Source organism: Haloarchaeobius caseinilyticus, assembly GCF_051207395.1.
Lineage (GTDB): Archaea > Halobacteriota > Halobacteria > Halobacteriales > Natrialbaceae > Haloarchaeobius.
The window spans coordinates 189,375-215,658 of sequence record NZ_JBPJZC010000001.1 but is presented as its reverse complement, the minus strand read 5'-3'; the positions used below and the strand labels follow the sequence as shown (position 1 = coordinate 215,658).

The window sequence follows — 26,284 nt, the reverse complement described above, 5'->3', positions numbered from 1 at the left end:
TCTGTACTTGGAGCGGCGTCAAAACAGTCGTGATGTTTCGGCGTGGGAACACCGAGTCGGATGTGTCGTGCCGTCGTCGGGAGCGACGGCGATGTATCGTTGCCTGCGTCACCTCGAAGGGTGACCGTTGCCTGTACCACCGTCGGGGCGGTGGCGTGTTAGGCCGCCAGTGGGCGTCGGGAGCGCCCGGTCGTTGCCTGCGTCACCCCGAAGGGTGACGAATATCTGCGTCGCCTCGGGAGTGGCGACGGTCTGTGTCACCGTGGGAGCGGTGACCATCGTTTTTCGTCGCGTCGTGCGACGGTTGCCTGTGCCGCCATCGGGAGTGGCGGCGAGTTCCACAGTTGGATACGCCAGTATCGTCGTGGGAGACGCCAGTACCGCAGTCAGCCGCACAGATCGCCTGCATAGTACCGAGACATCGGTACAGCCACAGACAGCGTGCCTACGCAGTTGCAGCCTTCGGGAATTCGCGCGTGTTGAACACACGCTGTGCGATGAGCGAGTCGGACATATCGCCCGCCCGCCATCGCTTCACCCAGTCGGCCTGCACGAAGTACGAGGTCGCCTGTTTCTCGAATCGGTCTTCGATAGTCGCTCGCAGTTTCTCCGACGGGCCATCGCTCGACACGATGAGGCCGTACACGGAGATGACCGCACCGATTTCGCTGCGAGACTCGGCGCGACTCGTCGCCGTCGACGAGTACGAAAGGTCCACCAGACCCTCCTCGTAGGTCATGCTCGTAATCTCCATCTCGTGGTTCTGCTCCAGTATCCACCGCAGTTCGCCGAGCGTCCCAGAGCCGTCACCGTCTGGCTCTTTGGGCTCCACCTGCTCGGAACCACCGAGGCAGCCTGCCAGCCCGAAGGCAGCCACAGCCCCGGTGCTGGCGAGCAGTCGACGGCGCGTCGTCGTGGTGCTGTGCTGTGGCATATCTACCGCATAGCTGGGTACCCCACTAAAAGCACGGACGATTTCGAAGGCCGATTCAGCCCTCGACTCAACATCTGAGTCGTCCGAAAAGACGGGAGAGAAACCTCAGTAGCCGCGTTCGATGAGGTAATCCGCGATGTCACAGAGTAGGTCGCGGGCGTCGTTGTCCGGAAGGACTTCGAGCCGCTCCTTCCCCTGTTCGACGAGTTCTTTCGCAGCCTCGTTCGCGTAGTCGATGCTGCCGGACGCTTCGAGTTGCGTGACCGCGTCGTCGATCTCCGTCTCGGTCACGTCTTCGACGCGAACCGTGTTTACCAGTCCGTCCACGTCGACACCGTGTTCGCGGGCGTGGACCGTGATGAGCGTCTGCTTGTTCTCGACGAGGTCGGAACCTCGCTGCTTGCCGAGGTCCTCGGACGGGACCGTCAGGTCGAGGACGTCGTCCTGAATCTGGAACGCACGGCCGATGTCGAGACCGTAGCCGTACAGCGCCTCGACCGTCTCCTCGTCGGCCGAGAGCAACTGCGCGGCGATGGCCGCAGAGGCGGCGTAGAGGACAGCCGTCTTCTGTTCGACCATCTCCAGATACTCCTCGGGCAGCACGTCGCCGCGCTCTTCGAACGCCACGTCGAGACTCTGGCCCTCGCAAATCTTCGTACACGTCGACGCCAGCGTGTCCATCGCGGCGACGACCTGTGCCGGCGGCGCGTCGGAACTGAGCATGATCTCGAACGCCGACGAATACAGCGTGTCACCGGCCAAGATGGCGGTGTCGAGGTCGAACTCCTTGTGGACCGCCGGCACGCCGCGCCGGAGGTCGTCGTCGTCCATGATGTCGTCGTGGATGAGCGTGAACGTCTGGATGACCTCGACGCTCACCGCGGCCGCCATCAGGTCGACCGGTTCGCCCGCCAACGACGGGAACTCGCGGTAATCCGTCGAAAGCGGGTCGACGTCCATGAGCGCCTCACCGACCGCCAGCAGGACGGTCGGGCGCAGGCGCTTCCCACCCGCGTCGAGCAGGTATCGCGAGGCTTCGTAGAGCCGCTCGGGGCGCTTGATGGGCAGTTCCTCTGCGATGCCCTCGTTGACCAGTTCGCGTCGCTGGCCGACGGCATCGAGCACGGTCTGTTCTCTCGTCTCGGCGTCTGTCATCATTCGGTCAGCTGTATCATGTTCCCGTTACGGGTCACGTGGAGGTCACGGCCCATCTTGTAGCCCTCGCTCTCACACAGGTCGACGTAGCCGGAGAAGCCCTTCATGTTCTGGTGAGCCGGGATGATGTGCTGGGGCTGCAGTGCGTCGAGCATCGCGTAGTGGCCTTCCTGGTTCAGGTGGCCGGAAACGTGGATGTCGTCGTAGATGCGTGCGCCCTGCATGCCGAGGAGCTTCTCGGCTTGGTAGCGCTGGCCCTCGTTCGTCGGCTCCGGGATGACCCGTGCCGAGAAGATGACCTTGTCACCGTCGTCGAGTTCGTACGGCGTCTCGCCGCGGGCCATCCGGGTGAGCATCGCGCGTGGCTCGCCCTGGTGGCCGGTCACGATGGGCAGGAAGTTGCCCTTGCCCTCCTTCATGATCCGTTTGAACGTCCGGTCGACGGACTTGCGGTGGCCGAACATCCCGAGGTCACCCGGGAAGTCGACGAAGCCGAGGCGTTCCGCAGTACCGGAGTACTTCTCCATCGAACGCCCGAGCAGGACCGGCTGTCGGCCGATGTCGCGGGCGAACTCGACGAGCGAGGTCACACGCGCGATGTGGCTGGAGAACGTCGTGGCAACGATGCCGCCCTTGTAGTCCTCGACGGAGTACATCACGTCTTTGAGGTGACGTCGTGCGACGGCCTCGGAGGGCGTGCGGCCCTTCTTGTTCGCGTTGGTACAGTCCTCGATGTAACAGAGGACACCGTTGCCCTCGCGGCCGATCTCACGGAACCGGTCCATGTCGATGGGGTCGCCGATGACCGGCGTGTGGTCCATGCGCTTGTCCAGTCCGTAGACGACCGCACCCTCGGGGGTGTGGAGGACCGGGTTGATGGCGTCGATGATGGAGTGCGTGACGTTGACGAATTCGAGTTCGACCTGTCCGGAGTCCCCGATGGACATCGTCTCGCCGGCGTCCATCTTGATGAGGTCGTTCTCGACGCCGAACTTCTGTTCACCCTCGATCTGCTGTTTGACCAGCTCGATGGTGAACGGGGTCGCGACGATAGGCGCGTTGTAGCGGTGTGCCAGCTTCGAGATGGCACCGATGTGGTCGAGGTGACCGTGTGTCGGCACGATAGCCTGCACGTCGCCTTCTAAGTCGCTCATGACCCGGTCGTCCGGGATGGCCCCCATGTCGATGAGGTCCAAGCTGTGCATCTTCTCTGTCTCGACGTTGTCGTGGATGAGGACCTGGGACAGGTTGAGTCCCATGTCAAATACCACGACGTCGTCGCCCGCGCGGACAGCAGTCATCTGCCGTCCGACTTCTTCGTAGCCGCCGATGGTTGCGATTTCGACTTCCATTGTTTGTAACACCGATTGCCGCTCGGTACGGAAACACCCGCGACTCTCAAGGACACTCGCCCCGGCGTCTTACAGCTCGTCGGCGTGAATCCCGCTATGCAATGGAGACGCTCGGTCCGAAATGACCGACGGTGTACCACCGTGGTCCCCACCACACTTACCCGCGGGCCGTGTTATGCGGCCTTTCACGCCCCGGGCGTATAAACGCGTGGGTTCAAGTCTGACGGTTTACTCGTCGTCGAACGGTGACGTTACGGGTCGGTACGGTCGCATGTTTCGGGGGTTCTACCGCCCTGTCCCATCTCTCAGTACCCCTCGATTGCCACGTCCCCCCAGAGATACAGACTTAACTCTCAGCACGACTATGTGAGACCATGGCAGAGTGCGCGTACTGTGGGAGCGAGCCGTCTGGATTTCCCTACACGTGCAACGAGTGCGACGAACGACACTGCGAGCGACACCGGCTCCCGGAGCGACACGACTGCCGAGGACTCGCTCGCGTGTCCGACCGGAAATCGGGCAGCGCGTTCGTCGGCCAGTCGTACAACGTCACGGAGCGCGACCACGCAGGAACGAGTGACGGCGGCATCCTCGCCACTGCTCTCGATGCGCTGTTCGCGCCGCTGCGTCGCCTCCGCCGGTAAGGTTCTCCGACCGTCGGCTAGGAGTGCGACTTTTGTCGCTCGAATCGCTAGAACTCGTGATGAGACGATTCGTCCGCTCGGTCGTCCCGCTCGTCCTCTCCGCCCTCCTCGTCTTGCAGGCCGCCGGGTACGTGGACGTGACCGGGCCCGTCGCGTCTGCAATCGACGACGAGTTCGACCTCCCACCCGGGTTGACTGGTGGGCCAGGCCCTGTGAGCGGTGACGACGGCAAGGTTCGCGCACCACCCGAGACCGTCGCCGGAACACCGACGACCGCACCCGAGTCGGGTATCGACGTGGCCAGACTCGAACGACTGATACACGAAGACGTGAACGACGTGCGCGAGTCACGCGATTTGTCGATGCTAGAGCGTGACTCCGAACTCGCAGCCGTCGGTCGGTACCACAGCCGCGACATGGCCCACAATCAGTACGTCGCCCACACCGCGCCCGACGGCGAGACGATGGGCGACCGCTACGACCGATTCGACTACGACTGCCGCGTGCCGACCGGTGACGGCCGCTACGCTGGCGGTGGCGAGAACATCTACTACGCCTACTACTCGGGACAGGGGTTCACCGAGGAAGAACTGGCACAGAAAGCCGTCGACGGCTGGATGAACTCGACCGACCACCGTGAGAACTTGCTCCGCGACTACTGGGAACACGAGGGCATCGGCGTGGTCGTCGAAAACCGCGACGGCGTGACCTACGTCTACGTCACGCAGAACTTCTGTTAGAACCCCGCTTCGAGACGCAAACGACGCTATTCGGACTCGATGGTCGTCCCCGGACGCTCGCCGTCGAGGAAGGCCGAAAGCGCGTCCAGCCCGAAGATGCTCGCCGGTGAGCCGAGTTCGAGCAGTGTCTGGACCTTTCCAGCCATGCCGCCGGAAACGTCGGTCGTGTCCGCGCCACCGAGGACACTCGCCACGTCGTCGTAGCGCTCGATGCGCGAGATCACGTCGTCGGACTCGTCGAGGACACCGGGAACCGTCGAACAGAGACCGACTCTGTCCGCGTCGAGCGAGGTCGCGAGCGACGTGACGATTTCGTCGCCAGAGAGGACCGTCGCCCCCTCGCCCGCGTGGGCGACCACGTCGCCGTGCAGCACCGGCACGAACCCCTCGCCGAGCAGCGTCTCGACCTGGGTGGCGGGCAGGGTCAGGCTTCCTCCTTCGTCGCGGCTCGCCGCCGAGAGCGGGTGGACCGGCACTGCAGGGACGTCTCGTTCGTGCAGTCGCCGCATGACCAGCCCGTTCAGTGCCTTCATCGCGTTGTGAATCTGGAGGACACCGTCCACGTCGTGCGTGCCCTCGGTCGTGCTGACCCCGAACTCCTGTGCGTTGTGGTGCCCAAACGAGCCGCCGCCGTGGACCAAGACGAGGTCCTCGTGGCCTGCGACCGCAGCAGTCGCCCGGTCGAGTGCGTCGCCGTCGACCGTCTCCGCACGGTCTTTGTCCGTGATGACCGAACCGCCCAACTTGAGAATCGTCGTCATTCGACGACCACCCCGTCAGTGGCGAGTTCGGCACGGAACACTTGCTCACAGGCCGCCTCGTAGGTGAGCGCGGTCTCGGTCGCGTCGGTCGCGTCGAGCGCGACGATACAGCCCCCGCCGCCGGCACCGGTCAGTTTCGCGCCGAGTGCGCCCGCCTCGCGGGCGGTCCACACCATCGAATCGAGCGAGCGCGCAGAGACGCCCAGTGCTTCGAGCAGGCCGTGGTCGAAGTCCATCAGGCGACCCAGTTCGGTGAGGGCGCCCTCGTCCTCGCGTTCGAGCAACGCCTCGCCCTCGCGAACGAGGTCACCGATGGCCGCCACCGTGTCGGCCGCGAAATCGTACTCGTCCCGGAGTTCGCGGACTCCGGCGACGAGTTCGCCGGTGTCGCCGCTGCCGCCGTCGTAGCCGATGACGAACGGGAGATCCGGCGCATCGAGCGTCCGGCAGTCGTCGCCTTCGACGCGGACCGCCCCGCCCATCGCCGAACAGAACGTGTCGGCGCGCGAGGCCTGCCCGTCTTGCACGTCAGCTTCGACCTGATACGCGCGGTCTGCGACTTCTCGCGGGTCGAGGTCGACGCCGAGTTCCGACGCCGCCGCCGCGATGGTCGCGACGACCACTGCCGCCGACGACCCGAGGCCAGCCCCGAGCGGAATGTCGCTCTCGACTGTCACGTCGAAGCCTGCTTCTGGCGCGTCGGCCGCATCCCTCGCCTGCGAAACCGCACCGTCGACGTACTGCGTCGCCGCTTCCAGCATCGGGTTCGGTGCCTCGACCGCCGGGTCACCGCCCGTCTCGCCGTACTCGACGGTGAACCCCTCTAGTTGCAGGTCCTTCGCGTCGACCCGCAACCGAGCGTCGCTTCGCTCCTCGACCGTGACCGTCGCCCGGCGCTCGACGGCGCATGGAATCGCCGGTTCGCCGTAAACGACGGCGTGCTCCCCGAACAGATAGACTTTCCCGGGAGCGTGTGCCGTGACCATACTCCCTGTCACCGGGGGGCCACAATGAGTGTTGTCGAATCGCCGCCCGAGTTGGGGTGTCGGATGCCCGTCGCCGCAAACACTCTGGCGCGCGCTGGTGAGCGTGCCTGCGCCCTGCGCAGGCCGCGAGCTGTAGACGCGCGAGGGATGACGAGGGAGACGAACGCAGTGAGTCGAATGAGGAATCGGATGGGGAGGCAGTGGCTGTGGTCACGTTCCGTCGACGATAGTGAACTGCTTCCCGGACCGGACAGCACCAACAGTGACCGAACCAAGCGCCTCGACGACCACGAAGAACGAGACCACCAAAATCGACCATCATGATGGCCGGAACACTCCTAAGTGCCCGAACCGAGGTTCGCACGAATGGCCATGGACCCGGTCGTATCGGCCTACGCCGCAGTGCTCTGCTTTTCGGCCCTCGTCGCGGCCGGGACCGGTTTCCACGTCTGGCGCGACCGCGACCGACCGGGGGCAGACTGGTTCGTCGTCGCCGTCGGCGGCGTCACGCTGTGGACCGGGTCGCAGTTCGTCGGGACGCTCCAGGCTGGCCTCGATGGCTCGCTCCTCTGGTTCAAACTCACCTACGTCGGTGCGGTAGTCGTCGTCGCCGCACTCTTCCTGTTCACCCTGTCGTACACCGGGCGCGCACACCTCATCGACCGGCGACTGCTCGCCGTGCTCGCGGTCGAACCGGTCGTCGTCGTCGCACTCGTGTTCGTCGGCCACGACCTCTTTCACCCGCTCGTCACACTCGACCCGCGCATCGAGAACATGCTCAACCCCCGGTACGGTGTCGGCTTCTACCTCCATCTGGCGTACTCGTCGGTCCTGCTCGCCGTTAGCTCGGCGTTGCTCGTCGAGACGCTGTACCGGGCCAGACGGGTGTACCGGGGACAGGCGTTCGCGCTGCTCGTCGCCATCTTCCTCCCGTGGGCCGGGAGCATCTACGACGGGTTCGCCGACCCGACATTGACCCTCGCCGAACCCGCGTTCGCAGTGACGGTCGTGGCGCTCTGGATCGCGCTGTTTCGGTACGACCTCATCGAACTCTCGCCTATCGCCCGGGCGACTGTCCTCGACGCGCTCTCTGAAGGTGTCGTGGTCGTCGACGCACGCGGGCGCGTGACCGACGTGAATCCCGCCGCTGAACGACTGCTCGGGGTCGGCGAATCCGTCGTCGGTGCGCAGGCGACGGCTGCATTCGACACCTACCCGGAACTCGCCACCGCTGCCGAGCGCGGTGAAGCCCCGGCCGCCGCCGTCACCGTCGAATCGGCTGGCCAGCCGCGCCACCTCGAAGTCGAGACGACCGCGTTCGGCGACGCCGCTTCGGGACCGACCGGCCGCGTCTTCCTCTTACAGGACGTGACCGCACGCATCGAACGCGAGCGCGAACTCGAACACCAGAACGACCGCCTCGACCGCTTCGCCGGCGTCGTCAGTCACGACCTCAGAAATCCGCTCAACGTCGCGCAGGGCTACACCGACCTCGTGGAACCACACGTCGACGACGACGGCCGCGCATTCGTCGCACAGGTGCAGTCGAGTCACGACCGCATGGAGCGCATCGTCGAGAACGTCCTCACGCTCTCGCGCGAAGGCCACGCCGTCACGGACCCTGTCCCGGTCGATATCGGCATCCTCGCCCGTGACGCGTGGAGCCACGTCGCCACCGGCGACGCGACCCTCGACGTGCAGACCGACCGAACCGTCACGGGCGACCGGGACCGCCTCCTGCAAGTGTTCGAGAACCTGTTCCGGAACGCAGTGGAACATGGTTCCACAAGCACCCAGCAAGCTGGGAACTCGGTAGAGCACGGAAGCGAGGCACCCGACATCAGCGTCCGTGTCGGGTCGCTCCCCGACGGCTTCTTCGTCGAAGACGACGGCCCGGGCATCCCGGAACACGAACGTGACGTCGTCCTCGAATCCGGCCACTCGGGCGGTGGCGGCACCGGCCTCGGCCTCGCCATCGTCGCCGAAGCAATCGACGCGCACGGGTGGGAACTCGTCGTCACCGAGAGCGACGACGGTGGTGCACGATTCGAAGTCACTAGCGTCGAGTGACGGTCGCGACGCGCAGGACTGGCGTAGAACGCTGCCGATAGCGTCACCACTCACGAACTGACCAACCAGAAAACGAAGTCGAAAACGGTCCTTAAATCTCGCTCTCGAAGTCGTCGAGCGAGTAGCTCGGGGAAGCACCGCGGCGGTCGAGCGTCTCGTTGGCCAGCAGCCAGTAGACGACCGACAGCGCCTTGCGCCCCTTGTTGTTCGTCGGGACGACGAGGTCCACGTTGGACGTAGAGTTGTTCGAGTCACACATCGCGATGACCGGGATGCCGACCGTGATGGCCTCCTTGACGGCCTGGCTGTCACCGATGGGGTCGGTGACGACCACGACGTCCGGCTCGATGTAGCCGTCGTACTTCGGGTTCGTCAGCGTGCCCGGGATAAAGCGTCCCGTACGGGCACGGGCACCGACGGCGTCGGCGAACTTCTCGGCCGGGAACCGACCGTACTGACGCGAACTCGTGACCAGGATCTGCTCCGGGTTGTAGTTCGCGAGGAAGTCCGCTGCCGTGCGGATGCGAGAGTCGGTCTTACCGACGTCCAGGACGTACAGGCCGTCCGTGCGGACGCGGTGGATGAACCGCTCCATGTCCTTCGTCTTCTGCTGGGTACCGATGTGGACACCGGCACCGAGGTAGTCCTCGACGGGAATGAGGAGGTCTGCCTCCTCGTCGGACATCACGTCCTCGTCGAGCGTGGGCTCTTCGGCCTCGGCCTCCTCGGCCTCGGCGGTCTCTGCGTCGACGGGCTCTGCCTCTTCGGCCTCGGCCGCAGGCCCAGCACCCTCAGCGGGTTCGGGGTCTACGTCGACATCGGAGGCGTCGAGCCCTTCCTGTTCTTGCTCTTGCTCTGTCATAGTGCGTCGTCTTCGATTCGAATGAGTTCGTTGAGCTTCGCGGTTCGCTCGCCACCGACCGCACCCGTCTTGATGAACGGTGCGTCGGTCGCCACGGCGAGGTGTGCGATGGTCGCGTCCTCGGTCTCGCCCGACCGGTGGGAGATGACCGACTCGTACCCGTTGCGGGTCGCCAGTTCGACGGCGTCGAACGCGTCGGACAGCGTCCCGATCTGGTTGGGCTTGATGAGGATGCTGTTGCCAGCGCCCTCGTCGATGCCCGTCTGGAGTCGGTCCGTGTTCGTCACGAACAGGTCGTCTCCACAGATGAGCGTCTGGTCACCGACGCGGTCGGTGAGTTCGGCGAACGCCTCGTAGTCGTTCTCGTCGAGTGGGTCCTCGACGTAGACGAGGTCGTACTCGGTAACGAGTTCAGCGACGTAGTCGATCTGCTCCGCGGTCGACTTCGTCTCGTCACCGTAGACGTACACCTCCTCGTCGGCGTCGTACAGTTCGGCACCGGCCATGTCGAGGCCGAAGCCGATCTCGAAGCCGTAGTCGTCTGCGACCTCGTCGGTCGCCTGCTCGACGATTTCGAACGCCTCGGCGTCGTCGATGGACGGCGCCCAGGCACCCTCGTCACCCTTGCCGCAGGGTTCGTCGCGCTCGTCGAGAATCTCGGCGACGCGACCGTGAACCGCTGCGTTGGCGAACACGGCGTCGGTGACGCTCGGTGCGCCGACCGGTGCCGAGAGGAACTCCTGGATGTGCGTCGCGTCGGCGGCGTGCTCGCCACCGCCCACGACGTTCCCGAGCGGTGTCGGGAAGTTCTCGCCGCGGAACGCACCACCGAGGTGCTGATACAGCGGCGCACCCAGCATGTCCGCACCCGCCTTCGCCGCCGCCATCGAGATGGCGACCGCGCTGTTGGCCCCGATTTCCGAGAAGTCGTCGGTGCCGTCTGCGGCGTGCAGTGCGGAGTCGACCTCGCGCTGGTTGCCAGCGAACGCCCGTCCTTCGAGTCGAGGGATGGCGTGTTCGCGGGCACTGGCGATGGCCTCGCCCGGCGGGAGTTCGATAGCCTCGTACTCGCCCGTGCTCGCACCCGAGGGTGCTGCAGCACGACCGAATCCGCCGTTCTCCGTCAACACGTCGGCCTCGACCGTCGGGTTACCGCGAGAGTCGAGCACGCGCCGGAGCCGAACGTCGGTGATGAGCGTCATGCCTTTTCCTCACCGCGCTTGACCGTAAAGGGTAGTGCGCCTGCGTCGTACTCCTCGGCCGCGATGAGGATCGGCTCGGTCTGGTCCGTGTCGATGAGGACTGGTGCCCCGTACGACACTTGCAGCGCTCGCGCGCCGAGGATGCGGGCCTTCTCGTATCGGTTGTAACGTACTCGTGGCATCACTGGTAGGGAGAGACGATGTCGACCAGGTCCTTGTGCGAGACGAGCATCCGCCGGCAGCAATACCGGTCGACACCCAACTCGTCGAGGACCATCTGTGGGTCTTCGTCGCCTTCGCGCGTTCGCGCTTTGAACTCTTCCCAGTGTTCGCCGACGACATTACCGCACGTGAAACACCGGACTGGTACCATCATGACTGAATCACCTTAGCGGTAGGACTTCTGGTAGCGGGCACGTGCGCCGGGGCCGCCCCACTTCTTGGGCTCGGACTGGCGAACGTCGTTGACGAGCAGCGAACGGTCGAACTCCATGTACGCGTCGCGGAGTTCGGCGTCGCCGGTGTGCTGGACGATGCCGCGTGCGATGGCGGTGCGGACGGCGTCAGCCTGTCCGCTGATACCGCCACCGGAGACGCGGATGTCGATGTCGACGCCGTCGCGGACGTCGTCGACGATGCGGAACGGTTCCAGCATCTTGAGTCGGGACGTCTCGGGTTCGACGAGTTCGACCGGCTTGGAGTTGATTCGAACGCGACCCTTGCCGTCCTTGACGGTCGCGCGGGCGATTGCCGTCTTCTTCTTTCCGGACGTGTTAGTTACCATGTGACGTTAGCACCAAGTTGGTCGGAGATGTCGCCCAGCTGGACGAACTTGATGTTCGAGAGTCGGTCCAGCGAGGTGCCGTCGAGGATCTCCGCGTCCTCGTCCTCGTAGGGGTTCCCGACGTAGACGCGGACACTCTCGAGTGCCTCGCGACCGTGGGTCTCCTTGTACGGGAGCATGCCACGGATGGAGCGCTTGAAGATGCGGTCCGGGCGCTTCGGGTAGTACGGACCCTGGTCGGACCCGACGTCCACGCGCTTCTCGTAGACGGACATGATGTCGTCTTCCGAGCCCGTGATGACTGCCTGCTCCGCGTTCACGACGGCGATGGACTCGCCGTCGAGCGCTCGCTGTGCGACGTTCGATGCGACGCGACCCATGATGCAGTCACGCGCGTCGACGACGACGTCGGCGTCGAATTCTGCGAGACTCATCGGATCACCCGCACGTTGGAGCCTTCGGGGTTCTGTTCGATTGCCTGTTCAAGTTCGAGAGTCTCGCCGACTGCGTCGATCTTCGTCTTCGCGCTGGACGAGAAGTCCACCGCGGCGACCGTGACCGACTTCTGGATCGCACCGGAACCGAGCACCTTGCCCGGGACGATAACCGTCTCGTCTTCCTGTGCGTAGCGCTCGATTCGACCGAGGTTGACCTCAGCGTGCGTACGCCGGGGCTTTTCCAAACGGTCTGCAATGTCGCTCCAGATGTCAGCGTCTTCTGTACGAGACACCGACTTCAGCTCGGCGATGAGACTGCTGAGCCGTGGGTTCGTCTTACTCATGACTTTCCTCCTGATAATTGTGAGAGAAGTGATGCAGGGAGCAGGATTTGAACCTGCGGACGTCTACACGACAGCGCCCTGAACGCTGCGCCGTTGGCCAGACTTGGCTATCCCTGCTCGCACCCTTGCGGGTACTACCTGCTATCGTCCCCCCACTAAAACCACTTTCGATTATCGACCGTGTTCGCCCGACGCGAGCGCCATGGCTCGCGGGCGACACACCGGAAACACCGGTGGTCGCGGGCTGTCGTGCGGCCGTCAGGGTGTGGTTGCGTGGGGTCACGTGTCTATTATAGCGATACCGCGTCTTTCAGTTCCGCCGCTCGTGCGTCGATGGAATCGACAGCGCGAGTGACGAGCTCGTCGACGGTCATGGAGCCGTCGGTCTCGACGTGGAAGACGAACGCCTTCTCGACGTCTTCGACCGTGACCTCCTTGCCGGGGAACTTCTTCGTGAGGTCGTTGTCGAACTCGGCCGTGTCGATGAGTTCGCCGTCGACCTCGACGACACCCCGGATGATCTGTGGCTCCTCCTCTTCGAACTCGGCGGCGTCGCCGACGACCTCCACGCGCTGGAGGTGTCGGTAGCCGACCGAGACGCCGCCCTGGTGTTTCGCGTGTTCCTTGCCAGAGTCGAGGACCGCGTCGGCTTCGAGTTCGAGTCGCTGACCGTCTTTCAGGTCGATGATGGGGACGTTCGCGTCCGCGGGCGTGACCATCTCGTCGGATGTGACGAGATCGCCCGAGTACGCGGTCGCCGGTCCCTCCACGTCCATGGAGAGCGTGACGACGGATTCCTCGTCGAACTCACCCTCGGGCGTGGTCAACGGGACCATCCCGAGACGGTGTCCGATCTGCTCGTCGAACATCACCGACGAGTTCTCGATGAACCGGACCGTGTCGAACGAAAGCGTCGGCACGTCGGCGATCATCGCTCGTCGGATACCGTTCGCGAACGCGGGCGTTACACCACGCACTAGGAACAGCGCGTTGCGTTCGTCGCGTTCGACGAATTCGACCTCGTAGTCCTCTTCCATGGCTTAGAACCCGCCTTTACCCTTGGGCGCTCGGGACCCGTCGTGCGGGATTGGGGTGACGTCTTCGATGCGGCCGATCTCGAAGTTCGCTCGGGCGAGTGCGCGAATCGCTGCCTGCGCACCCGGTCCGGGCGACTTCTGCAGGTTGCCACCGGGGCCGCGCACGCGGACGTGCAGGCCCTCGATGCCAGCTGCGCGAATCTCGTCCGCGATGGACTCGACCATCTGCATCGCCGCATAGGGCGACGCCTCGTCGCGGTTCTGCTTGACAGCAGTCCCACCCGAGGACTTCGTGATGGTCTCCGCACCCGTGAGGTCCGTCACGGTCATGACCGTGTTGTTGAACGATGCGTGGACGTGGGCGATGCCCCAGCGTTCCTGGTTTCCTTCTTCTGCCATCTATTGACCCTCCGCTCGTTCCGGGTGAAGTTCGTCTGCAAGCGGGCTGTTCTCGTCGAAGGCGATGGAGTCCTCCTCGTCCACGGCGACCGTGTACGAGGGAATACTGACGCGTGCGCCGTCGACGGTGACGTGCCCGTGGACGATGAACTGACGCGCCTGCTGGGTCGTGTTCGCCAGGCCCTTGCGGTAGGCGACGGTCTCCAGACGGCGCTCCAGAATGTCCGAAATCTCGAGCGACAGGACAGCGTCGAGCTTGTCCTCTTCGCTGAGGATGCCGATGCGCTTGAGTCGACCGAGGAACTCGGTCGCCTGCGACTCGGCTTCCTCCATGGACTGTGCCTGTCCGAGCAGCTTTCGCGCCTCGCGGCGGTAGTCGCGCAGTTCGGACTGGGCACGCCAGAGTTCTTCCTTGTTCTTCAGACCGTAGCGCTCGACGAGGCTGTGTTCCTCGCTGATGCGCTCGCCCTGGAAGGGGTGGTTCGGCGTCTCGTAGAACTTGGTGTTGCTACCGAGCGCCATTATTCTTCACCCGCCTCCTCGGCGGCCTGCTCCTCGCGGATCTCCTCGACGTTGACGCCGATGGTACCCTCAGTACGTCCCGTGGACTTCGTACGCTGTCCGCGTACCTTCTGTCCCTTCTTGTGGCGGACGCCCTTGTAGGAGTCGATCATCTTCATGCGGTTGATGTCGTGACGGCGCGACATGTTGAGGTCGTTGCCGACCTCGTGAGAGACTTCGCCCGTGTAGAAGTCCCGCTGGCGGTTGGTGAGCCAGGCAGGAACCTCGTCGGCGTAGTTCTCGACCGCTTCGACGACGGCGTCGATATCGTCCTCTTCGAGGCGTCCGAACGTGGCCGTTCGGTCCACGTCTGCCTCTTTGGCGACGATACGTGCCGTCCGTCGGCCGATACCGTTCATCTCGATGAGCGAACGCTCGACCGTCTTCGTCCCATCGAGGTCTGTCTGCCCGATGCGGACGAAATAACGAAGGTCGTCGTCATCTTGTTCGCCCTGTGGTTCTTCTGCACTCATGTGTTGTGTACTGGAAGTGCTCGATTGACTTCCGATTCGTTTGTAGACTCACACCGTGCCCAATGCTGGTGTGAAAGGTCCGACGTTGTGGCGGGGATTCGAACCCCGGAGGCGAGAACGCCACAGAGTTAGCAACCCTGCGCCTTGGGCCAGGCTTGGCTACCACAACTCGCGTTGTATCATCGCCCGTATGGACTCGGGACCCGACGCCCCTACATTGCTATTGCGACTGCACCTATCCACGTACAGTACTTAAGCCCAACGGAACGCTCGTCGGCTGCGAAACCGTGGCACAGCGACGGGCCGACGACGGGGTCCGGTGGTCGGAGGCGACGTCAGAGACCGTTTCGGTCGGCAGACGAGACGGTTCGGCCGACCGTCGTCTCAGCTTTTCCCGGTCGACCGACTACCTGTTACATGGAGCAAGTCAAGAGCAGCCTCTACGCAGGCGTCGTCGCAGCGCTCGTGTTGGCAGCGTTTCTGCTCGTTACCGGTGTCGTCCTACAGGGGTACGACCTGTTCGCGTTCTCGACGTTCACGACGCTGTGCAGCCTCTCCGGTGAGGCTGGCTGCACCTCGACACTCGTCGACGCAGCACTGACGTTCACCGTCTTCATGGCGCTGTTCGGGTTCGCGTGGCCGCTGGTGTTCGCCGCGCTCACGTGGGGACTTCCCGGTGAATCCGGTCCCCTCCACGGTGCAGTGTTCGCGCTCTTCCTCTGGGCGGGCTACGTCGCCGTCGTGCTACTCAGGCTGTTGGGGGGCCAACCACTCAGCGAGTACATCCTGTTGCTCAGCGGGACCTTCGTCTCGTACATGCTGTACGGCATCGTTCTCGGCAGCGTCTACGACCGATTGGCGGAACACCGGACCCTGCTGAGTGAGAACGAGGGAACACTGAGTGAAGACTTCGGCGTCGGTGGCCGCCGCGGGCAGACCTGAGCGTCGATGCGGCCGCTCTGGTGGGTTCTCGGAACGACGCTCGCGATCAGTCTCGTCGCCTGGGTTGGCGTCTTCAGTCTGTTCGTGCGACGCGAGCGTCTCGACCGGATACTGCTTCTGTTGGTCGCACTCGCCGCTGGCAGTCTCGTCGGCGGGGCCTTCTTTCACCTCCTTCCCCGGGCACTGGCCGAGAGCGACCAGGACGACGTGGTGTTCATCCTCGTCGTCGTCGGCTTCTGTGTGTTCTACGTGCTGGAGGCGTTCGTCCACTGGCACCACCACCACGAGACAGTCCACGAGCGTGACGCAGTCACGACGCTCGTCCTCGTCTCCGATGCAGTCCACAACTTCGTCGATGGACTCGTCATCGCCGGGGCGTTCCTCGTCGGCCCGCCTGTCGGACTGGCGACCGCACTCGCCATCGCACTACACGAGATTCCACAGGAAATCGGCGACTTCGGCGTGCTGGTTTACGGCGGCTACGAACCGCGACAGGCACTCGTGCTCAACTACCTCACACAGGTAACTGTCGTTCTCGGCGGTGTCGTGGGCATCGTCGTCGGGAGTGCCGTGGCGAGCGTCCCGTGGCTGTTGCTCGCGTTCGCGAGTGGGTCGTTCCTCTACATCGCCAGTTCGGACCTGGTGCCAGAGATAAAGCGAGACACGTCCTTGCGCCGGTCGCTCCGCAACTTCGGTGTCTTCGTCGCGGGCATCTGCTTACTGTACGGCGTGACCTTCGTCGAAGCACTGCTCGGGTAGCGAGCCGACGCCTCGATGGCTACCGCCTCAGTCGGCGAGTTCGACGTACTCGTCGTTCAGTTCCCACTCGCCGTCGCCCTCGCGAACCATGTACTCGCCGTAGAAGGGGACGCGCTGGGCGACGGTCTCGCGGAACGTCTCACGAATCTCGTCTCGCGTCATCTCGCCCATCGATTTGAGGTCGTCGTTGCGGTTCAGACAGCCCTTGAGATATCCGTCGTGCGTCACGCGTACGCGGTGACAGTTCGCACAGAACGTCGGGTTCTCCACCGGGTCGACGATTTCCACCATCCCACCGTCATCGTCGGCCGTTCCGCCGATCCAGTACCGTTTCCGGTCGTGCATCTCTCGATGCTCGATTTCGACGGCCTGCTCTGCCAGCCAGTTGTGCACGCGGTCGATGTCGATGGCCCACTCGGCTTTCCCGGTGAGTTCGGGCATGTACTCGATGAGTTGGAGTTGGAGACCGGGGTTCTCGGCGACGTGTTCGACCATCTCCGGAACGTAGCCCGCGGTCTTCTCGAAGACGACCATGTTGAGCTTCACCGGGTCGAGTCCGGCGTCGAGCGCCGCCTGGACACCCTCCATGACGCGGTCGTACGCGCCAGACTTCGTGACTGCGGCGAACTCCTCCGGGTCCATCGCGTCCTGTGAGACGTTCACTCGTTCGAGGCCGGCGTCGACGAGGCCTTCGGCGCGACCGGGGAGGAAGGTCCCGTTCGTCGTCATCGAGACCTCCATCGAGTCCGGCGTGCGGCGGATGATTTCTTCGAGGTCCTGTCGGAGCATCGGCTCGCCACCGGTGAACTTCACCTTCTCGACGCCGAATTCTTCGACGACTTCGAGAAAGCGGACCACCTCGTCGGCGGTCATCTCGTCGTCCTGCGGGTCCATCGGTCCCCGTGTGTCCCCCAGCCCCTCGTTGTGGCAGTAGACGCAGTCGAAGTTACACCGGTCGGTCAGCGAGACGCGAACCCCAGAGACCTCGCGGCCGAACTCGTCTGCAAGCATATCTCACACTTCGGTCGAACGTGCTTAAACCCGCGGGCGATTCTCGAACGAAGTAACGAAAAGCAGTTACGCCGTCGTGGGCCGACGACCCTATCCGGTTACGAGTGGGCGGTCACATCCCGGGAATCGTCTCCAGTTCCCCGGCTTGCACGCCCCAGAGGTCGGCGTAGGTGCCCTCTGCGGCGAGCAGTTCGTCGTGCGTGCCCCGTTCTTCGACCTGACCGTCTTCGAGGACCAGAATCTGGTCGGCGTCCTTCACCGTCGAAAGCCGGTGCGCGATGGCGATGACAGTCCGGTCGGCGACGAGGTTCTCGATGCTCTCTTGAATCCGGAGTTCGGTCTCGGTGTCCACGTCGGAGGTCGCCTCGTCGAGCAGGAGGACTTCAGGGTCGCGAAGCAGCACTCGGGCGATACCGATGCGCTGGCGCTGCCCGCCGGAGAGTTTGACGCCGCGCTCACCGACTTCGGTGTCGTAGCCGTCGTTGAAGTCGGTGATGAACTCGTGGGCGTCGGCGGCTTTCGCGGCTTTCTCGATCTCCTCGTCGCTCGCGTCGAACTTGCCGTAGGCGATGTTGTCGCGGACACTGCCGTAGAACAGGTAGGTGTCCTGACTCACGTAGCCGACCGCGTCGCGCAGGCTCTTCGGCGTGACCTCGGCGACGTTCTGGCCGTCGATGCGGACCGCACCCTCGTCCACGTCGTACAGACGCAGGAGGAGTTTGAGGACGGTCGACTTCCCAGCACCGGTCGGGCCGACGAGTGCGAGCATCTCGCCGCCGGAGACGTCGAAGGACACGTCTTCGAGGACGGTCTCGTCGTCGTCGTAGCCGAACGTCACGTCGTCGTACTGGACGTGGCCTTCGTCGACCGCGAGGTCGGGGAGCGTTTCGTCGTCGGCGAGTGTGCTCGGCTCTTCCATGAGACCGAAGATTCGCTCGGCCGAGGCGCGGGCGTTCTGGTAGAGGTTGACCAGTTCACCGAACTGGCTCATGGGCCAGATGAAGCGCTGACCGAGGTAGACGAACGCGACGAACGTCCCGACCGAGAGGCCGCCGCTGAAAATCCACGGAGCCTCCCCGCTGAACACCCAGTAGCCGCCGACGGCGAACGTCAGCACGAAGCCGATACCGGCGGTCAGGCGCAGGCCGGGGAAGAACTTCACGCGGGTCGTGATAGCGTCCCAGTTCTTCTCGTAGTACTCGTAGGAGGCGTCGCTCACCCGGTCGGCCTCGAAGTCCTCGGTCGTGCTGGCTTTGATGACCTCGATGCCACCGAGGTTGTTCTCTAACCGAGAGTTCAGCTGCCCGACCGTCGAGCGAACCTCGGAGTACATGGGCTGAATCACCTGCACGAACTTGTACGTGAAGAAGGCGATGACCGGGACGGTCACCATCGTCAGGATGGCCAGTTGCCACTGGAGCATGAGCAACAGGACCGCCGTCACGCCGACGTTCACGAACAGCATCGTGCCGATGAACACGCCCCCGTTGAGGAACTGCTCGAGTCGGTTCACGTCGTTGTTCAGGATGCTCATCAGTTCGCCGGTCTGCTTGTCGGCGAAGAACTCGTAGTCGAGTCGCTGCATCGCGTCGTAGCTGTCGGCGCGAACCTCGTGCTGGACGGACTGGGCGAACGAGTTCAGTCCCAGCCCCATCAGCCAGGTGAAGAAGGCCGACGAGAGGTAGGTCAGGCCGACTATCCCGACCGAGAACCAGAACTGGCCCGCGGCCGTCTCCGGGATGACGCTGGCCGGAACGAGCGGGAGGGCGTACTCCTTCGTCCGCGGCACGAACACCGCGTCGATGGTCTCGGCGAGGACGTACGTCGGCAGGAGCGCCATCGTGTGCGCGATGACTCCTGCGACGATTCCGCCGACTATCGGGACCCAGTTGTCGCTCCCGTATTCTTTGAACAGGCGGACCATCGGACGGTCCACCCGCTCACGCTGTTCCTCGAACGTGTCGTCTTCTTCGTCGTCAGTTGGTGTCGTATCTGGCATCGTCGTGTCTGTGTCGTGTGGTTCCTGTCGTGCATGGGCAGTCGTCTGCGAGACTCGATACTGGCGGTGCGGGCGCACGTGTGGGCGGTGGTTTCGCTGAGATAGCCGCAGTGCCGCGGCTATTGCCTCGAAATTCGAACCTCCTACCGCCCGAGCGAGGCGGCGGAGAGAATCAAGCGAGTGCGGGGATACGGAGCATCGTTCGGCTTCGTTCGGTTCTATCACTCAAATCACATCAAGCTGTTTGTAACGTGGTATCAGTTGGCAATGGCTGACGTCGACGGCGAATCATCCGGGATGGCGCGCGCTGTCGAGCGTGGCCGAGCGATAGCGAGGCCCGTGAGGTGTAGCGCGCGAGGGATGAGCACTGGACCAGAGTGTAGCGAAGCGGAACGGAGGGAAGCGCGGAATCGGATGGGGAGGTAGTGGCTGCGGTGCGGTGGCGGTCATGTACCGTCGTGATTCGGGAACCGCTTGTCCGTCCGAACCACTCTCGCATGCAGTACACGAAACAGGCGGTCAGTCGCCTCTTGCACCACCTAACCTCCCGTCTCTCTCCGAAACAGTCGGCACCCCTTTCACCCACCACGAACTACACCCGAGTCATGCCCGACGACGCGGCGAGCGACGCCTTCCAGATGCTCGGCAACGAGACGCGGATGGCCGTGCTCGCCGCGCTCATCGGCGACGATGGCCCCCGAACAGCGGCCTTCTCCGAACTGTTCGAAGCCAGCGACGCTGACACCTCGGCCGGGTTCGCGTACCACCTCCGCCAACTCGTCGGCCGGTACGTCAGAAAGCGCGACGACGAGCGGTACGAACTCACCTACGCGGGGTTGCAGGTCGCCCGCGCAATCGCCGCCGGGGAGTTCACCGATAGCGTGGACCGTGACCCGGTCGAGTTACCGGACCCGTGTCCCTTCTGCGACGAGTCCGCGCTGGCCGCCAGAGTCGTCGACAACGTCACGACAGTCGGCTGTACCGCCTGCGAGCGTGACCTGCTCGAACTGCCGTTTCCGCCCGCTGGGTACGCGACGCGGGAAGACGACGAACTCCCCCGAGCGTTCGACCGGTACCACCGCCACCGAATCGCCACGTTCGCTGACGGCCTGTGTCCAACCTGTGGCGGGGCCGTCTTTGCGCGAGTCGAACGCGTCGACGCTGACGAAGAAGCAGACGAGAACGACGAGCAGACACCGCTCGTCACCGCCCGCTTCGACTGCGACGTGTGCGGCGACCACCTCGGGTGTCCGGTCGCGTTGACGGTCATCGACCACCCGGAAGTCGTCGCGTTCTACCACGACCACGGCGAGGACGTGACCGAACGGCCAGTGTGGAACGTCGGCACGGAGTGGCGCGAGACTGTCCTTTCGACCGACCCGCTGGCGGTTCGCGTGACGACGCGGCTGGCCGACGAAGAACTTGCGCTGTTCGTCGGGCGTGACCTGAGCGTCGTCGAGTCGCAGCGAGTCAGCGTGCCGGGGGAGAACGAAGCGGGCAGCGTCGCCGAATAGGATACACCAGACGTAATTTTTCCTCAGGTCAGGTGCGCCGACGCGTCGAGCGACCGGTAACCGTCGGCGTCCATCACGGCCAGTCCGACCGCCTCACTCGACAGGTCGTCGTCACTGCTCGCCGCCAGCGCGTCGAGTGCCAGCGAGATACCGTCCTCGGTACCGAGTTCCGGCGAGTACTCGCCTTCGAGCAGTTCCTGTGCCTTGCCCGAACCACCACCAATCGCGGTCGCGGCCCACTCCGAGGGCGTCCCGGAAGGGTCGGTCTCGTACAGTCGCGGCGTCCCTGCGCCGCCATCACCGTTTTCGAGGTCCACCCCGCCGACGAGCAATGCGGCCCCGAAGGGTCGAGTCCCGCCAGTCTGGGTCGCCTCCTGCACGTGGTCGGCGATGGCCTTCGCGGCGGTTTCGACGCCAGGTCCTTCGCCGTAACGCAGGCGTTCCTGCTGGGCAAAACGGCGGGCGAAGTCGACCAGTCGGCGAGCGTCGGCGACGTGGCCCGCGGAGGCCACGCCGAGGCGGCCGTCCACGTCGTGCAGTTTCTCGATAGTCGACGGTTCGAGCAGGTCAGACCGGCGATGACCGTACGAAGCGAACACCACGCTGTCCGCAGTTCTGACGCCGACCGTCGCGCTCCCGCGCCGGACCGCCTCGCGTGCGTACTCGACCTGATACAGGCGGCCATCTGGCGAGAAGATGGTGCTCCCGCGGTCGTACGCCTGCTGGTTCGTACCCTGCATTCAGACCACCTCCGTCGGCTCGGCGAACGAGTCCAGTTCGACGCCCTCGGCCGTGATTTCTGCGACGGTTATCCCATTCCCGCTGGCGGTATCGCGTTCGCTCGCGGCGGCGACCGTGTCCCCGGCGAGTTCGCGTGCGTCGGCGACCGTTTCGATTGCTTCGGCACGACCTTCGAGGACTCCGTAAGCGACCTGCATCCCGCTGCCGCCCGCAGCGTAGTCGGTGCGCATCACCGCGCCGCCGCCGTCCAGTTCGAAGACGGCCGGGCCGTCTTCGTCGACGCCGCCGAGGATGACCTGGCCGGGCACGCCGCGAATCAGGTTCCCGCCGACTTTGGCGAGCGCGTCGAGTGAGAGTGGTTCGCCGCGGCGCGCGCTGTACAGGCTGGCTTCAGCGCGCAGGGTGTCGGCGAAGGACTGCAGGCCGCCGACCGACCCGGAGAGCGCGATGACGCCGCTCGGGTGGACTTGCTCGACCTTCGTCACGTCCTTGTTGGAGACGAACCGGCCGCCGAGGCTGGCGCGCTGGTCGGCCGCGACGACGACCGTTTCACCGGCGGCGACGGCGACGATGGTCGTCCCGGTCTCGACCACCGGCCCGGCCGTCTCTTCGTACGGTACTTCGAACTCGGTCAGTGAATCGACCATACTCGATACGGGGAGCCGTGTGAAGAAATATGTTAGCTAAAATATATTTTAGCTGGCGCGGTGACGGCTGTCTCTCGGGGAGTGAACAGGTGGCGCAGAAGCGGGTCGTCGGATTAGAACTGGAGCGACACGTCGACGTTTTCTGGTCCTTCGTCAGACGTGATTCGGACGATATGCGACTCGACGGCCAGCCTCTCCACCGTCTTCTTGCTGTCCTGCATGCTGAACGTGAACGACCACTCGTCGCTGCCGGACAGTTTCCATCTCGACGAGAGGTACTTCGTCGCAGGAAGTACGGTACCGAAGAAGAACAACGATTCGGTGTCAAAGTCGGTATCCGAGATCTGCGGAACGAGCAGCTGCACTTCCCGTTCCATGTACTCCCATCGAACGAGTTCCTGACTCTCAGATTCGGACGTGACGAGGCCCGAGTAGTAGTGCGGGTACGGCTCGCCGGTGGAGAAGTCTGTCTCGCGCAACAACGGTTCCTCCGAGCGGACGCTTCCATCGAAGTTGACACTCCTACTGCCCGCTGCTGGGCCGCCAGCGAAGGGTAGTCCGCTTCCCGAGAGACACCCCGAAATCCCGGCCACAGACGCAGTTACGAGAGTCGAAAGTACCCGGGTCGTCCAATGTTCACATTCGAAACATGAACGCGGGGGAGATAAATTGTCAGGGTGGGGAACTGAATCGGGAGGCACCGGGCGAACAGCATCGTATCTGGCCCGGCACCTGCCGACGCGACGCAGGCTGGCATGTCTGGAACACCGCCGAGACCGAGTCTGTCTCGTTTCGACCCGTCGTAACACAACCCTTTTCGCTCACACTCCCCCAACTCCGCCCATGGATGCAGACGCGATTCTCGACCGACTCAGGACGGTCGAGGACCCGGCATTGGGAGACGACATCGTCTCGCTCGGCCTCGTGAACGACGTCGAAGTCGAGGGCGACACCGTCTCTATCTCGCTCGCACTCGGCGCACCGTATTCGCCCGTAGAAACCGACCTCGCCAACGAGGTCCGCGAAGTACTCGCGGACACCGGCCTCGAAATCGACCTCTCGGCCGATGTCGATACTGGTGTTTCCCAGTCCGAGACTGTCCTGCCGAACGTCGAGAACGTCATCGCCGTCGCCTCCGGCAAGGGCGGCGTCGGCAAGTCGACGATGGCAGTCAACATCGCGGCCGGACTGGCAGACATGGGCGCGAGCGTCGGCCTGTTCGACGCCGACGTGTACGGCCCGAACGTCCCGCGGATGGTCGACGCCACGGAGCGACCGCAGGCGACCAAGGACGAGAAACTCGTCCCGCCGGAGAAGTACGGGATGAAGCTCATGTCGATGGCATTCCTCGTCGGGGAAGACGACCCAGTCATCTGGCGCGGCCCGATGGTCCACAAGGTCCTCACGCAACTGTGGGAAGACGTGGAGTGGGGCCACCTCGACTACATGGTCATCGACCTGCCGCCCGGGACCGGGGACACCCAACTCACGATGCTCCAGACCGTCCCTGTAACCGGGTCGGTCATCGTCACGACGCCGCAGGACGTGGCACTCGACGACGCCCGGAAGGGGCTGGAGATGTTCGGCAAGCACGACACCGTGGTGCTGGGTATCGCCGAGAACATGGGCTCGTTCGTGTGTCCCGACTGCGGCGGCGAGCACGCCATCTTCGGCGAAGGCGGTGGCCAGCAGTTCTCCGACGACCACGATATGCCCTTCCTCGGCTCCGTCCCGCTCGACCCCGCGGTCCGAACCGGCGGCGACGAAGGCCGACCTATCGTGCTCGACCACGACAGCGACACGGGCGAAGCGTTCCGTGACATCACGGCGAGAGTCGCCGACAACGTCGGCTTCGTGAAGCGCCAGCAGCACAGTCAGCACCGATGAGCGAGGAAGGCGACGAGACCGGCGCAGACGTGGGCGACGGCGGAACCGATGCAGCGTCCCGCTTCGACCCCGACCCGGAGAAAGTGCAGTTCCTGCGCGACATCGCCGACGAGATTCGCGCCGAGAGCGACGCCACCGAGTCCGACCAGTTGGCGAACGTCCTCTACCGAACGAGCGACCTCTACGACGAGAGCGAGGACACATCGCCGGAGGAGATTCTGCGGAACGTGAAGTTCATTCTGGAGGTTATCGAACGCGGCGGTCTCGGGCGCTAAAAGGCTGTTTCTCTCCGTCAGGCGAACTCCCGCAGTCGCTCGATTCGCTTTTCGGTCTCTGGATGCGTCGACGGGAACAGCCGCGGACTCACCAGCGACTTTTCTTCCATATGACTCGCCGACAGCGGGACGATGTACAGCGCGGTCTCGCTGCCGTCGAGTTCGCGCAGGTCCTCGTCTGGCGCGCTCGCCATGCCGCCTTCGATGGTCGTGAGCGCGCTGACCAGTGCGGCCGGGTTGCCGGTCGCTTCGGCGGCGGCCCGGTCCGCGGCGTACTCCCGATACCGAGAGAGCAACCGATAGCTCAGGAACCCCGCAGCCCAGAAGACGAGCGCGACGAGTCCGAGCAGGAGCAACGAGACGACGAGGACCGCGATGGCGACGAAGATACCGCCGGAGTCGTCGTCGAAGTCGGGGATGATCCAGATGTTGCCGAACCCGTGGAACACGAGTGCGACGAACTTCCCGAGGAAGAACGCGACCGTCGGGACGAGCAGTGCGACGCTCATCAAGGCCGCATCGCGGTTCCGGACGTGCGCGAGTTCGTGCGCGACGGCCGCGTCCAGTTCCTCGTCCGAAACCTTGTCGAGCAGGCCCTCGGTGACGGCGATAGAGCCACTCTTCGGCGACCGGCCAACAGCGAAGGCGTTCGGTGCGGCGGAGTCGACGACTCGAACGTCCGGCTTCGGGATGTCGAGTTGCTGGGCCGTCCGGTCGACCGCGGCGTGCAGGCGCGGGTAGTCGTCGGCGCTCGCCGGGGTCGCGTGACGCAACCGGAGCGTGAGCTTCGGGCCGAGGAGGTACTGGCCGACGAGGAGTACGGCAGTGACGCCCACCACCACGAGCGGGCTGATGGACGGGACGACCGCCCCTTGATACCGGCCTAGTAGTGAGAGTGCGGCGAACGGGACCGTCCCGACGGCGTAGAGGAACACGACCGGGAGGGCCGCGACGACGAGGAGCGTCCCCAGCATCCGGAGGACGAGGCCACGGTCGACGCCCATCAGCCACCCACCTCGACGCGGAGTCCACTGGTAAACATGTCAACTTGGGAGTTGCGTTCGTCCGTTCATAAGTGTTCTCGACTGGGAAATCGCTCCGAAGCGCTTACCCTCGGCGCGTCCCTCGCTCCCGTCGTGGACGCGAATCAGGACGGCCTCTCGAACCCGTACGGGATGGACGAGGACTGTACGAACTGCGACCTGTGTACGGCCCGCGAGCGCGTCGTCCACGGCTACGGCGACGTGGGCGCGGACTTCCTCTTCGTCGGCGAATCGCTCTCGGCCAGCGACGAGGCCGCGGGCGTCCCGCTGGCGACTGACCCGACGTTTCGGCGCATCCTCGAACGGCTCATGCTCTGTGCGAGCCAGAGTCCCGCCGACCAGCCCGAACTCGCGAACTCGTTCTGTACCGTCCTGACGCGCTGTCGCCACCCCGACCGCGACGCGACCGACGAGGAGGTGGCGACCTGTGAACCCTACCTGAACGCGGAGGTACGGATGATCAACCCCGAAATCCTGATTCCGGTCGGCGAGCGCGCCCTGGCCGAACTCGGCGAAGAGTACACGACGAAACCAGCCAGTGAACTCGACGTTCAGGAACACCACGGCGAGACAATCCGCGGCCGCGGCTTCGAACTCGTGCCGATGATTGCCCCCGAGAACCAGACCGACGAGGACACCCAGACGTTCGTCGAGCAGTTCGCGTCGCTCATGGCGAGGGACTACCGGCAGACGAAAGGACGGCGCAGTCGCTGAGTCAGCTACGT

Annotated in this window: 32 protein-coding genes and 2 tRNA genes; 9 read left to right on the top strand and 25 right to left on the bottom strand. The window is 64.4% G+C overall.

Annotated features, from left to right (window positions below; translation table 11 throughout):
* Positions 1–108 precede the first annotated feature (108 nt).
* The 4 genes from ACSC1P_RS01155 to ACSC1P_RS01140 form a co-directional block, all read right to left on the bottom strand.
* A complete protein-coding gene (locus ACSC1P_RS01155) occupies positions 109–279 on the bottom strand; it encodes a hypothetical protein (protein WP_435358287.1) in 171 nt (56 codons plus the stop codon).
* Positions 280–445: 166 nt separating this feature from the next.
* The gene (locus ACSC1P_RS01150; RefSeq protein ID WP_435358286.1) at positions 446–934 is read right to left on the bottom strand and encodes a DUF8159 domain-containing protein; all 489 of its coding nucleotides are present in this window, start codon (positions 932–934) and stop codon (positions 446–448) included.
* Positions 935–1,039: 105 nt separating this feature from the next.
* The gene (idsA3, locus tag ACSC1P_RS01145) at positions 1,040–2,089 is read right to left on the bottom strand and encodes a geranylfarnesyl diphosphate synthase (protein ID WP_435360250.1); all 1,050 of its coding nucleotides are present in this window, start codon (positions 2,087–2,089) and stop codon (positions 1,040–1,042) included.
* The gene (locus tag ACSC1P_RS01140) at positions 2,089–3,441 is read right to left on the bottom strand and encodes an RNase J family beta-CASP ribonuclease (protein ID WP_435358285.1); all 1,353 of its coding nucleotides are present in this window, start codon (positions 3,439–3,441) and stop codon (positions 2,089–2,091) included. The genes idsA3 and ACSC1P_RS01140 overlap by 1 nt, the downstream gene beginning before the upstream one ends.
* 374 nt (positions 3,442–3,815) lie before the next feature.
* Between ACSC1P_RS01140 and ACSC1P_RS01135 the strand changes: the two genes are divergently transcribed.
* Positions 3,816–4,085, top strand: a complete 270-nt coding sequence (locus ACSC1P_RS01135) for an AN1-type zinc finger domain-containing protein (RefSeq protein ID WP_435358284.1) — start codon at positions 3,816–3,818, stop codon at positions 4,083–4,085.
* A 59-nt stretch (positions 4,086–4,144) separates the two neighbouring features.
* Positions 4,145–4,825, top strand: a complete 681-nt coding sequence (locus tag ACSC1P_RS01130) for a CAP domain-containing protein (protein WP_435358283.1) — start codon at positions 4,145–4,147, stop codon at positions 4,823–4,825.
* A 26-nt stretch (positions 4,826–4,851) separates the two neighbouring features.
* Here the strand turns inward: ACSC1P_RS01130 and ACSC1P_RS01125 are convergent, their stop codons facing one another.
* Together ACSC1P_RS01125 and mvk are read right to left on the bottom strand one after the other, a co-directional pair.
* The gene (locus tag ACSC1P_RS01125) at positions 4,852–5,586 is read right to left on the bottom strand and encodes an isopentenyl phosphate kinase (protein WP_435358282.1); all 735 of its coding nucleotides are present in this window, start codon (positions 5,584–5,586) and stop codon (positions 4,852–4,854) included.
* Entirely contained in the window at positions 5,583–6,572 is a 990-nt protein-coding gene (mvk, locus tag ACSC1P_RS01120; RefSeq protein ID WP_435358281.1) for a mevalonate kinase, read from the bottom strand. The genes ACSC1P_RS01125 and mvk overlap by 4 nt, the downstream gene beginning before the upstream one ends.
* A 366-nt stretch (positions 6,573–6,938) precedes the next feature.
* Here mvk and ACSC1P_RS01115 point away from each other — a divergent pair, with 366 nt between their 5' ends.
* On the top strand, positions 6,939–8,642 hold the full coding sequence (locus tag ACSC1P_RS01115; RefSeq protein WP_435358280.1) for a histidine kinase N-terminal 7TM domain-containing protein: 1,704 nt from the start codon (positions 6,939–6,941) through the stop codon (positions 8,640–8,642).
* 91 nt (positions 8,643–8,733) lie between these two features.
* On the opposite strand, the gene rpsB is transcribed toward ACSC1P_RS01115, so the two are convergent.
* The 13 genes from rpsB to ACSC1P_RS01050 all read right to left on the bottom strand — a co-directional run bounded on the left by rpsB (position 8,734) and on the right by ACSC1P_RS01050 (position 14,910).
* Positions 8,734–9,504 carry a 30S ribosomal protein S2 gene (gene rpsB, locus ACSC1P_RS01110; protein WP_435358279.1) on the bottom strand — a complete coding sequence of 257 codons (771 nt, stop codon included), beginning with the start codon at positions 9,502–9,504 and terminating at the stop codon, positions 8,734–8,736.
* A complete protein-coding gene (gene eno, locus ACSC1P_RS01105) occupies positions 9,501–10,706 on the bottom strand; it encodes a phosphopyruvate hydratase (RefSeq protein ID WP_435358278.1) in 1,206 nt (401 codons plus the stop codon). The genes rpsB and eno overlap by 4 nt, the downstream gene beginning before the upstream one ends.
* A complete protein-coding gene (locus tag ACSC1P_RS01100) occupies positions 10,703–10,888 on the bottom strand; it encodes a DNA-directed RNA polymerase subunit K (RefSeq protein ID WP_435358277.1) in 186 nt (61 codons plus the stop codon). The genes eno and ACSC1P_RS01100 overlap by 4 nt, the downstream gene beginning before the upstream one ends.
* Positions 10,888–11,082, bottom strand: a complete 195-nt coding sequence (locus ACSC1P_RS01095; RefSeq protein WP_435358276.1) for a DNA-directed RNA polymerase subunit N — start codon at positions 11,080–11,082, stop codon at positions 10,888–10,890. Before ACSC1P_RS01095 ends, ACSC1P_RS01100 begins: the two co-directional genes overlap by 1 nt.
* Before the next feature lie 12 nt (positions 11,083–11,094).
* The gene (locus ACSC1P_RS01090; RefSeq protein ID WP_435358275.1) at positions 11,095–11,490 is read right to left on the bottom strand and encodes a 30S ribosomal protein S9; all 396 of its coding nucleotides are present in this window, start codon (positions 11,488–11,490) and stop codon (positions 11,095–11,097) included.
* Positions 11,484–11,924 carry a 50S ribosomal protein L13 gene (locus tag ACSC1P_RS01085; RefSeq protein ID WP_435358274.1) on the bottom strand — a complete coding sequence of 147 codons (441 nt, stop codon included), beginning with the start codon at positions 11,922–11,924 and terminating at the stop codon, positions 11,484–11,486. Before ACSC1P_RS01085 ends, ACSC1P_RS01090 begins: the two co-directional genes overlap by 7 nt.
* Positions 11,921–12,271 (bottom strand): 50S ribosomal protein L18e, encoded by a 351-nt coding sequence (locus ACSC1P_RS01080; protein ID WP_435358273.1) that lies wholly within the window; start codon positions 12,269–12,271, stop codon positions 11,921–11,923. The genes ACSC1P_RS01085 and ACSC1P_RS01080 overlap by 4 nt, the downstream gene beginning before the upstream one ends.
* Before the next feature lie 32 nt (positions 12,272–12,303).
* Positions 12,304–12,388 (bottom strand) — tRNA-Leu (locus ACSC1P_RS01075).
* Between the two features lie 173 nt (positions 12,389–12,561).
* A complete protein-coding gene (locus tag ACSC1P_RS01070) occupies positions 12,562–13,308 on the bottom strand; it encodes a DNA-directed RNA polymerase subunit D (protein ID WP_435358272.1) in 747 nt (248 codons plus the stop codon).
* Positions 13,309–13,311: 3 nt separating this feature from the next.
* Complete coding sequence (locus tag ACSC1P_RS01065; RefSeq protein WP_435358271.1) at positions 13,312–13,707, bottom strand: 30S ribosomal protein S11; 396 nt, start codon at positions 13,705–13,707, stop codon at positions 13,312–13,314.
* The gene (locus tag ACSC1P_RS01060; protein ID WP_435358270.1) at positions 13,708–14,229 is read right to left on the bottom strand and encodes a 30S ribosomal protein S4; all 522 of its coding nucleotides are present in this window, start codon (positions 14,227–14,229) and stop codon (positions 13,708–13,710) included.
* Positions 14,229–14,741, bottom strand: a complete 513-nt coding sequence (locus ACSC1P_RS01055; protein ID WP_435358269.1) for a 30S ribosomal protein S13 — start codon at positions 14,739–14,741, stop codon at positions 14,229–14,231. The genes ACSC1P_RS01060 and ACSC1P_RS01055 overlap by 1 nt, the downstream gene beginning before the upstream one ends.
* Positions 14,742–14,824: 83 nt before the next feature.
* Positions 14,825–14,910 (bottom strand) — tRNA-Ser (locus ACSC1P_RS01050).
* A 248-nt stretch (positions 14,911–15,158) separates the two neighbouring features.
* On the opposite strand from ACSC1P_RS01050, the gene ACSC1P_RS01045 reads away from it, so the two are divergent.
* Together ACSC1P_RS01045 and ACSC1P_RS01040 are read left to right on the top strand one after the other, a co-directional pair.
* Positions 15,159–15,683 carry a DUF6789 family protein gene (locus ACSC1P_RS01045; RefSeq protein WP_435358268.1) on the top strand — a complete coding sequence of 175 codons (525 nt, stop codon included), beginning with the start codon at positions 15,159–15,161 and terminating at the stop codon, positions 15,681–15,683.
* 6 nt (positions 15,684–15,689) lie between these two features.
* A complete protein-coding gene (locus ACSC1P_RS01040; RefSeq protein WP_435358267.1) occupies positions 15,690–16,442 on the top strand; it encodes a ZIP family metal transporter in 753 nt (250 codons plus the stop codon).
* A gap of 27 nt (positions 16,443–16,469) precedes the next feature.
* On the opposite strand, the gene moaA is transcribed toward ACSC1P_RS01040, so the two are convergent.
* Both moaA and ACSC1P_RS01030 read right to left on the bottom strand, forming a co-directional pair.
* Complete coding sequence (gene moaA, locus ACSC1P_RS01035) at positions 16,470–17,453, bottom strand: GTP 3',8-cyclase MoaA (RefSeq protein ID WP_435358266.1); 984 nt, start codon at positions 17,451–17,453, stop codon at positions 16,470–16,472.
* Positions 17,454–17,565: 112 nt separating this feature from the next.
* On the bottom strand, positions 17,566–19,452 hold the full coding sequence (locus ACSC1P_RS01030) for an ABC transporter ATP-binding protein (RefSeq protein ID WP_435358265.1): 1,887 nt from the start codon (positions 19,450–19,452) through the stop codon (positions 17,566–17,568).
* Positions 19,453–20,057: 605 nt separating this feature from the next.
* Here ACSC1P_RS01030 and ACSC1P_RS01025 point away from each other — a divergent pair.
* A complete protein-coding gene (locus ACSC1P_RS01025) occupies positions 20,058–20,966 on the top strand; it encodes a DUF7351 domain-containing protein (protein WP_435358264.1) in 909 nt (302 codons plus the stop codon).
* A 23-nt stretch (positions 20,967–20,989) separates the two neighbouring features.
* On the opposite strand, the gene ACSC1P_RS01020 is transcribed toward ACSC1P_RS01025, so the two are convergent.
* From ACSC1P_RS01020 to ACSC1P_RS01010, 3 genes are all read right to left on the bottom strand, one after another.
* Entirely contained in the window at positions 20,990–21,706 is a 717-nt protein-coding gene (locus tag ACSC1P_RS01020) for an archaeal proteasome endopeptidase complex subunit alpha (protein WP_435358263.1), read from the bottom strand.
* A complete protein-coding gene (locus tag ACSC1P_RS01015; protein ID WP_435358262.1) occupies positions 21,707–22,354 on the bottom strand; it encodes an Ntn hydrolase family protein in 648 nt (215 codons plus the stop codon).
* Positions 22,355–22,467: 113 nt separating this feature from the next.
* Positions 22,468–22,833 (bottom strand): hypothetical protein, encoded by a 366-nt coding sequence (locus ACSC1P_RS01010; RefSeq protein ID WP_435358261.1) that lies wholly within the window; start codon positions 22,831–22,833, stop codon positions 22,468–22,470.
* Positions 22,834–23,197: 364 nt separating this feature from the next.
* On the opposite strand from ACSC1P_RS01010, the gene ACSC1P_RS01005 reads away from it, so the two are divergent.
* Complete coding sequence (locus ACSC1P_RS01005; RefSeq protein ID WP_435358260.1) at positions 23,198–24,241, top strand: Mrp/NBP35 family ATP-binding protein; 1,044 nt, start codon at positions 23,198–23,200, stop codon at positions 24,239–24,241.
* Positions 24,238–24,516, top strand: coding sequence for a DUF7976 family protein (locus tag ACSC1P_RS01000; protein WP_435358259.1), 279 nt, complete (start codon positions 24,238–24,240; stop codon positions 24,514–24,516). Before ACSC1P_RS01005 ends, ACSC1P_RS01000 begins: the two co-directional genes overlap by 4 nt.
* A 17-nt stretch (positions 24,517–24,533) precedes the next feature.
* Here ACSC1P_RS01000 and ACSC1P_RS00995 read toward each other — a convergent pair whose 3' ends face one another.
* Positions 24,534–25,520 (bottom strand): M48 family metalloprotease, encoded by a 987-nt coding sequence (locus ACSC1P_RS00995; RefSeq protein WP_435358258.1) that lies wholly within the window; start codon positions 25,518–25,520, stop codon positions 24,534–24,536.
* 132 nt (positions 25,521–25,652) lie between these two features.
* Between ACSC1P_RS00995 and ACSC1P_RS00990 the strand changes: the two genes are divergently transcribed.
* A complete protein-coding gene (locus ACSC1P_RS00990) occupies positions 25,653–26,273 on the top strand; it encodes a uracil-DNA glycosylase family protein (protein ID WP_435358257.1) in 621 nt (206 codons plus the stop codon).
* The last annotated feature ends 11 nt before the right edge of the window (positions 26,274–26,284 follow it).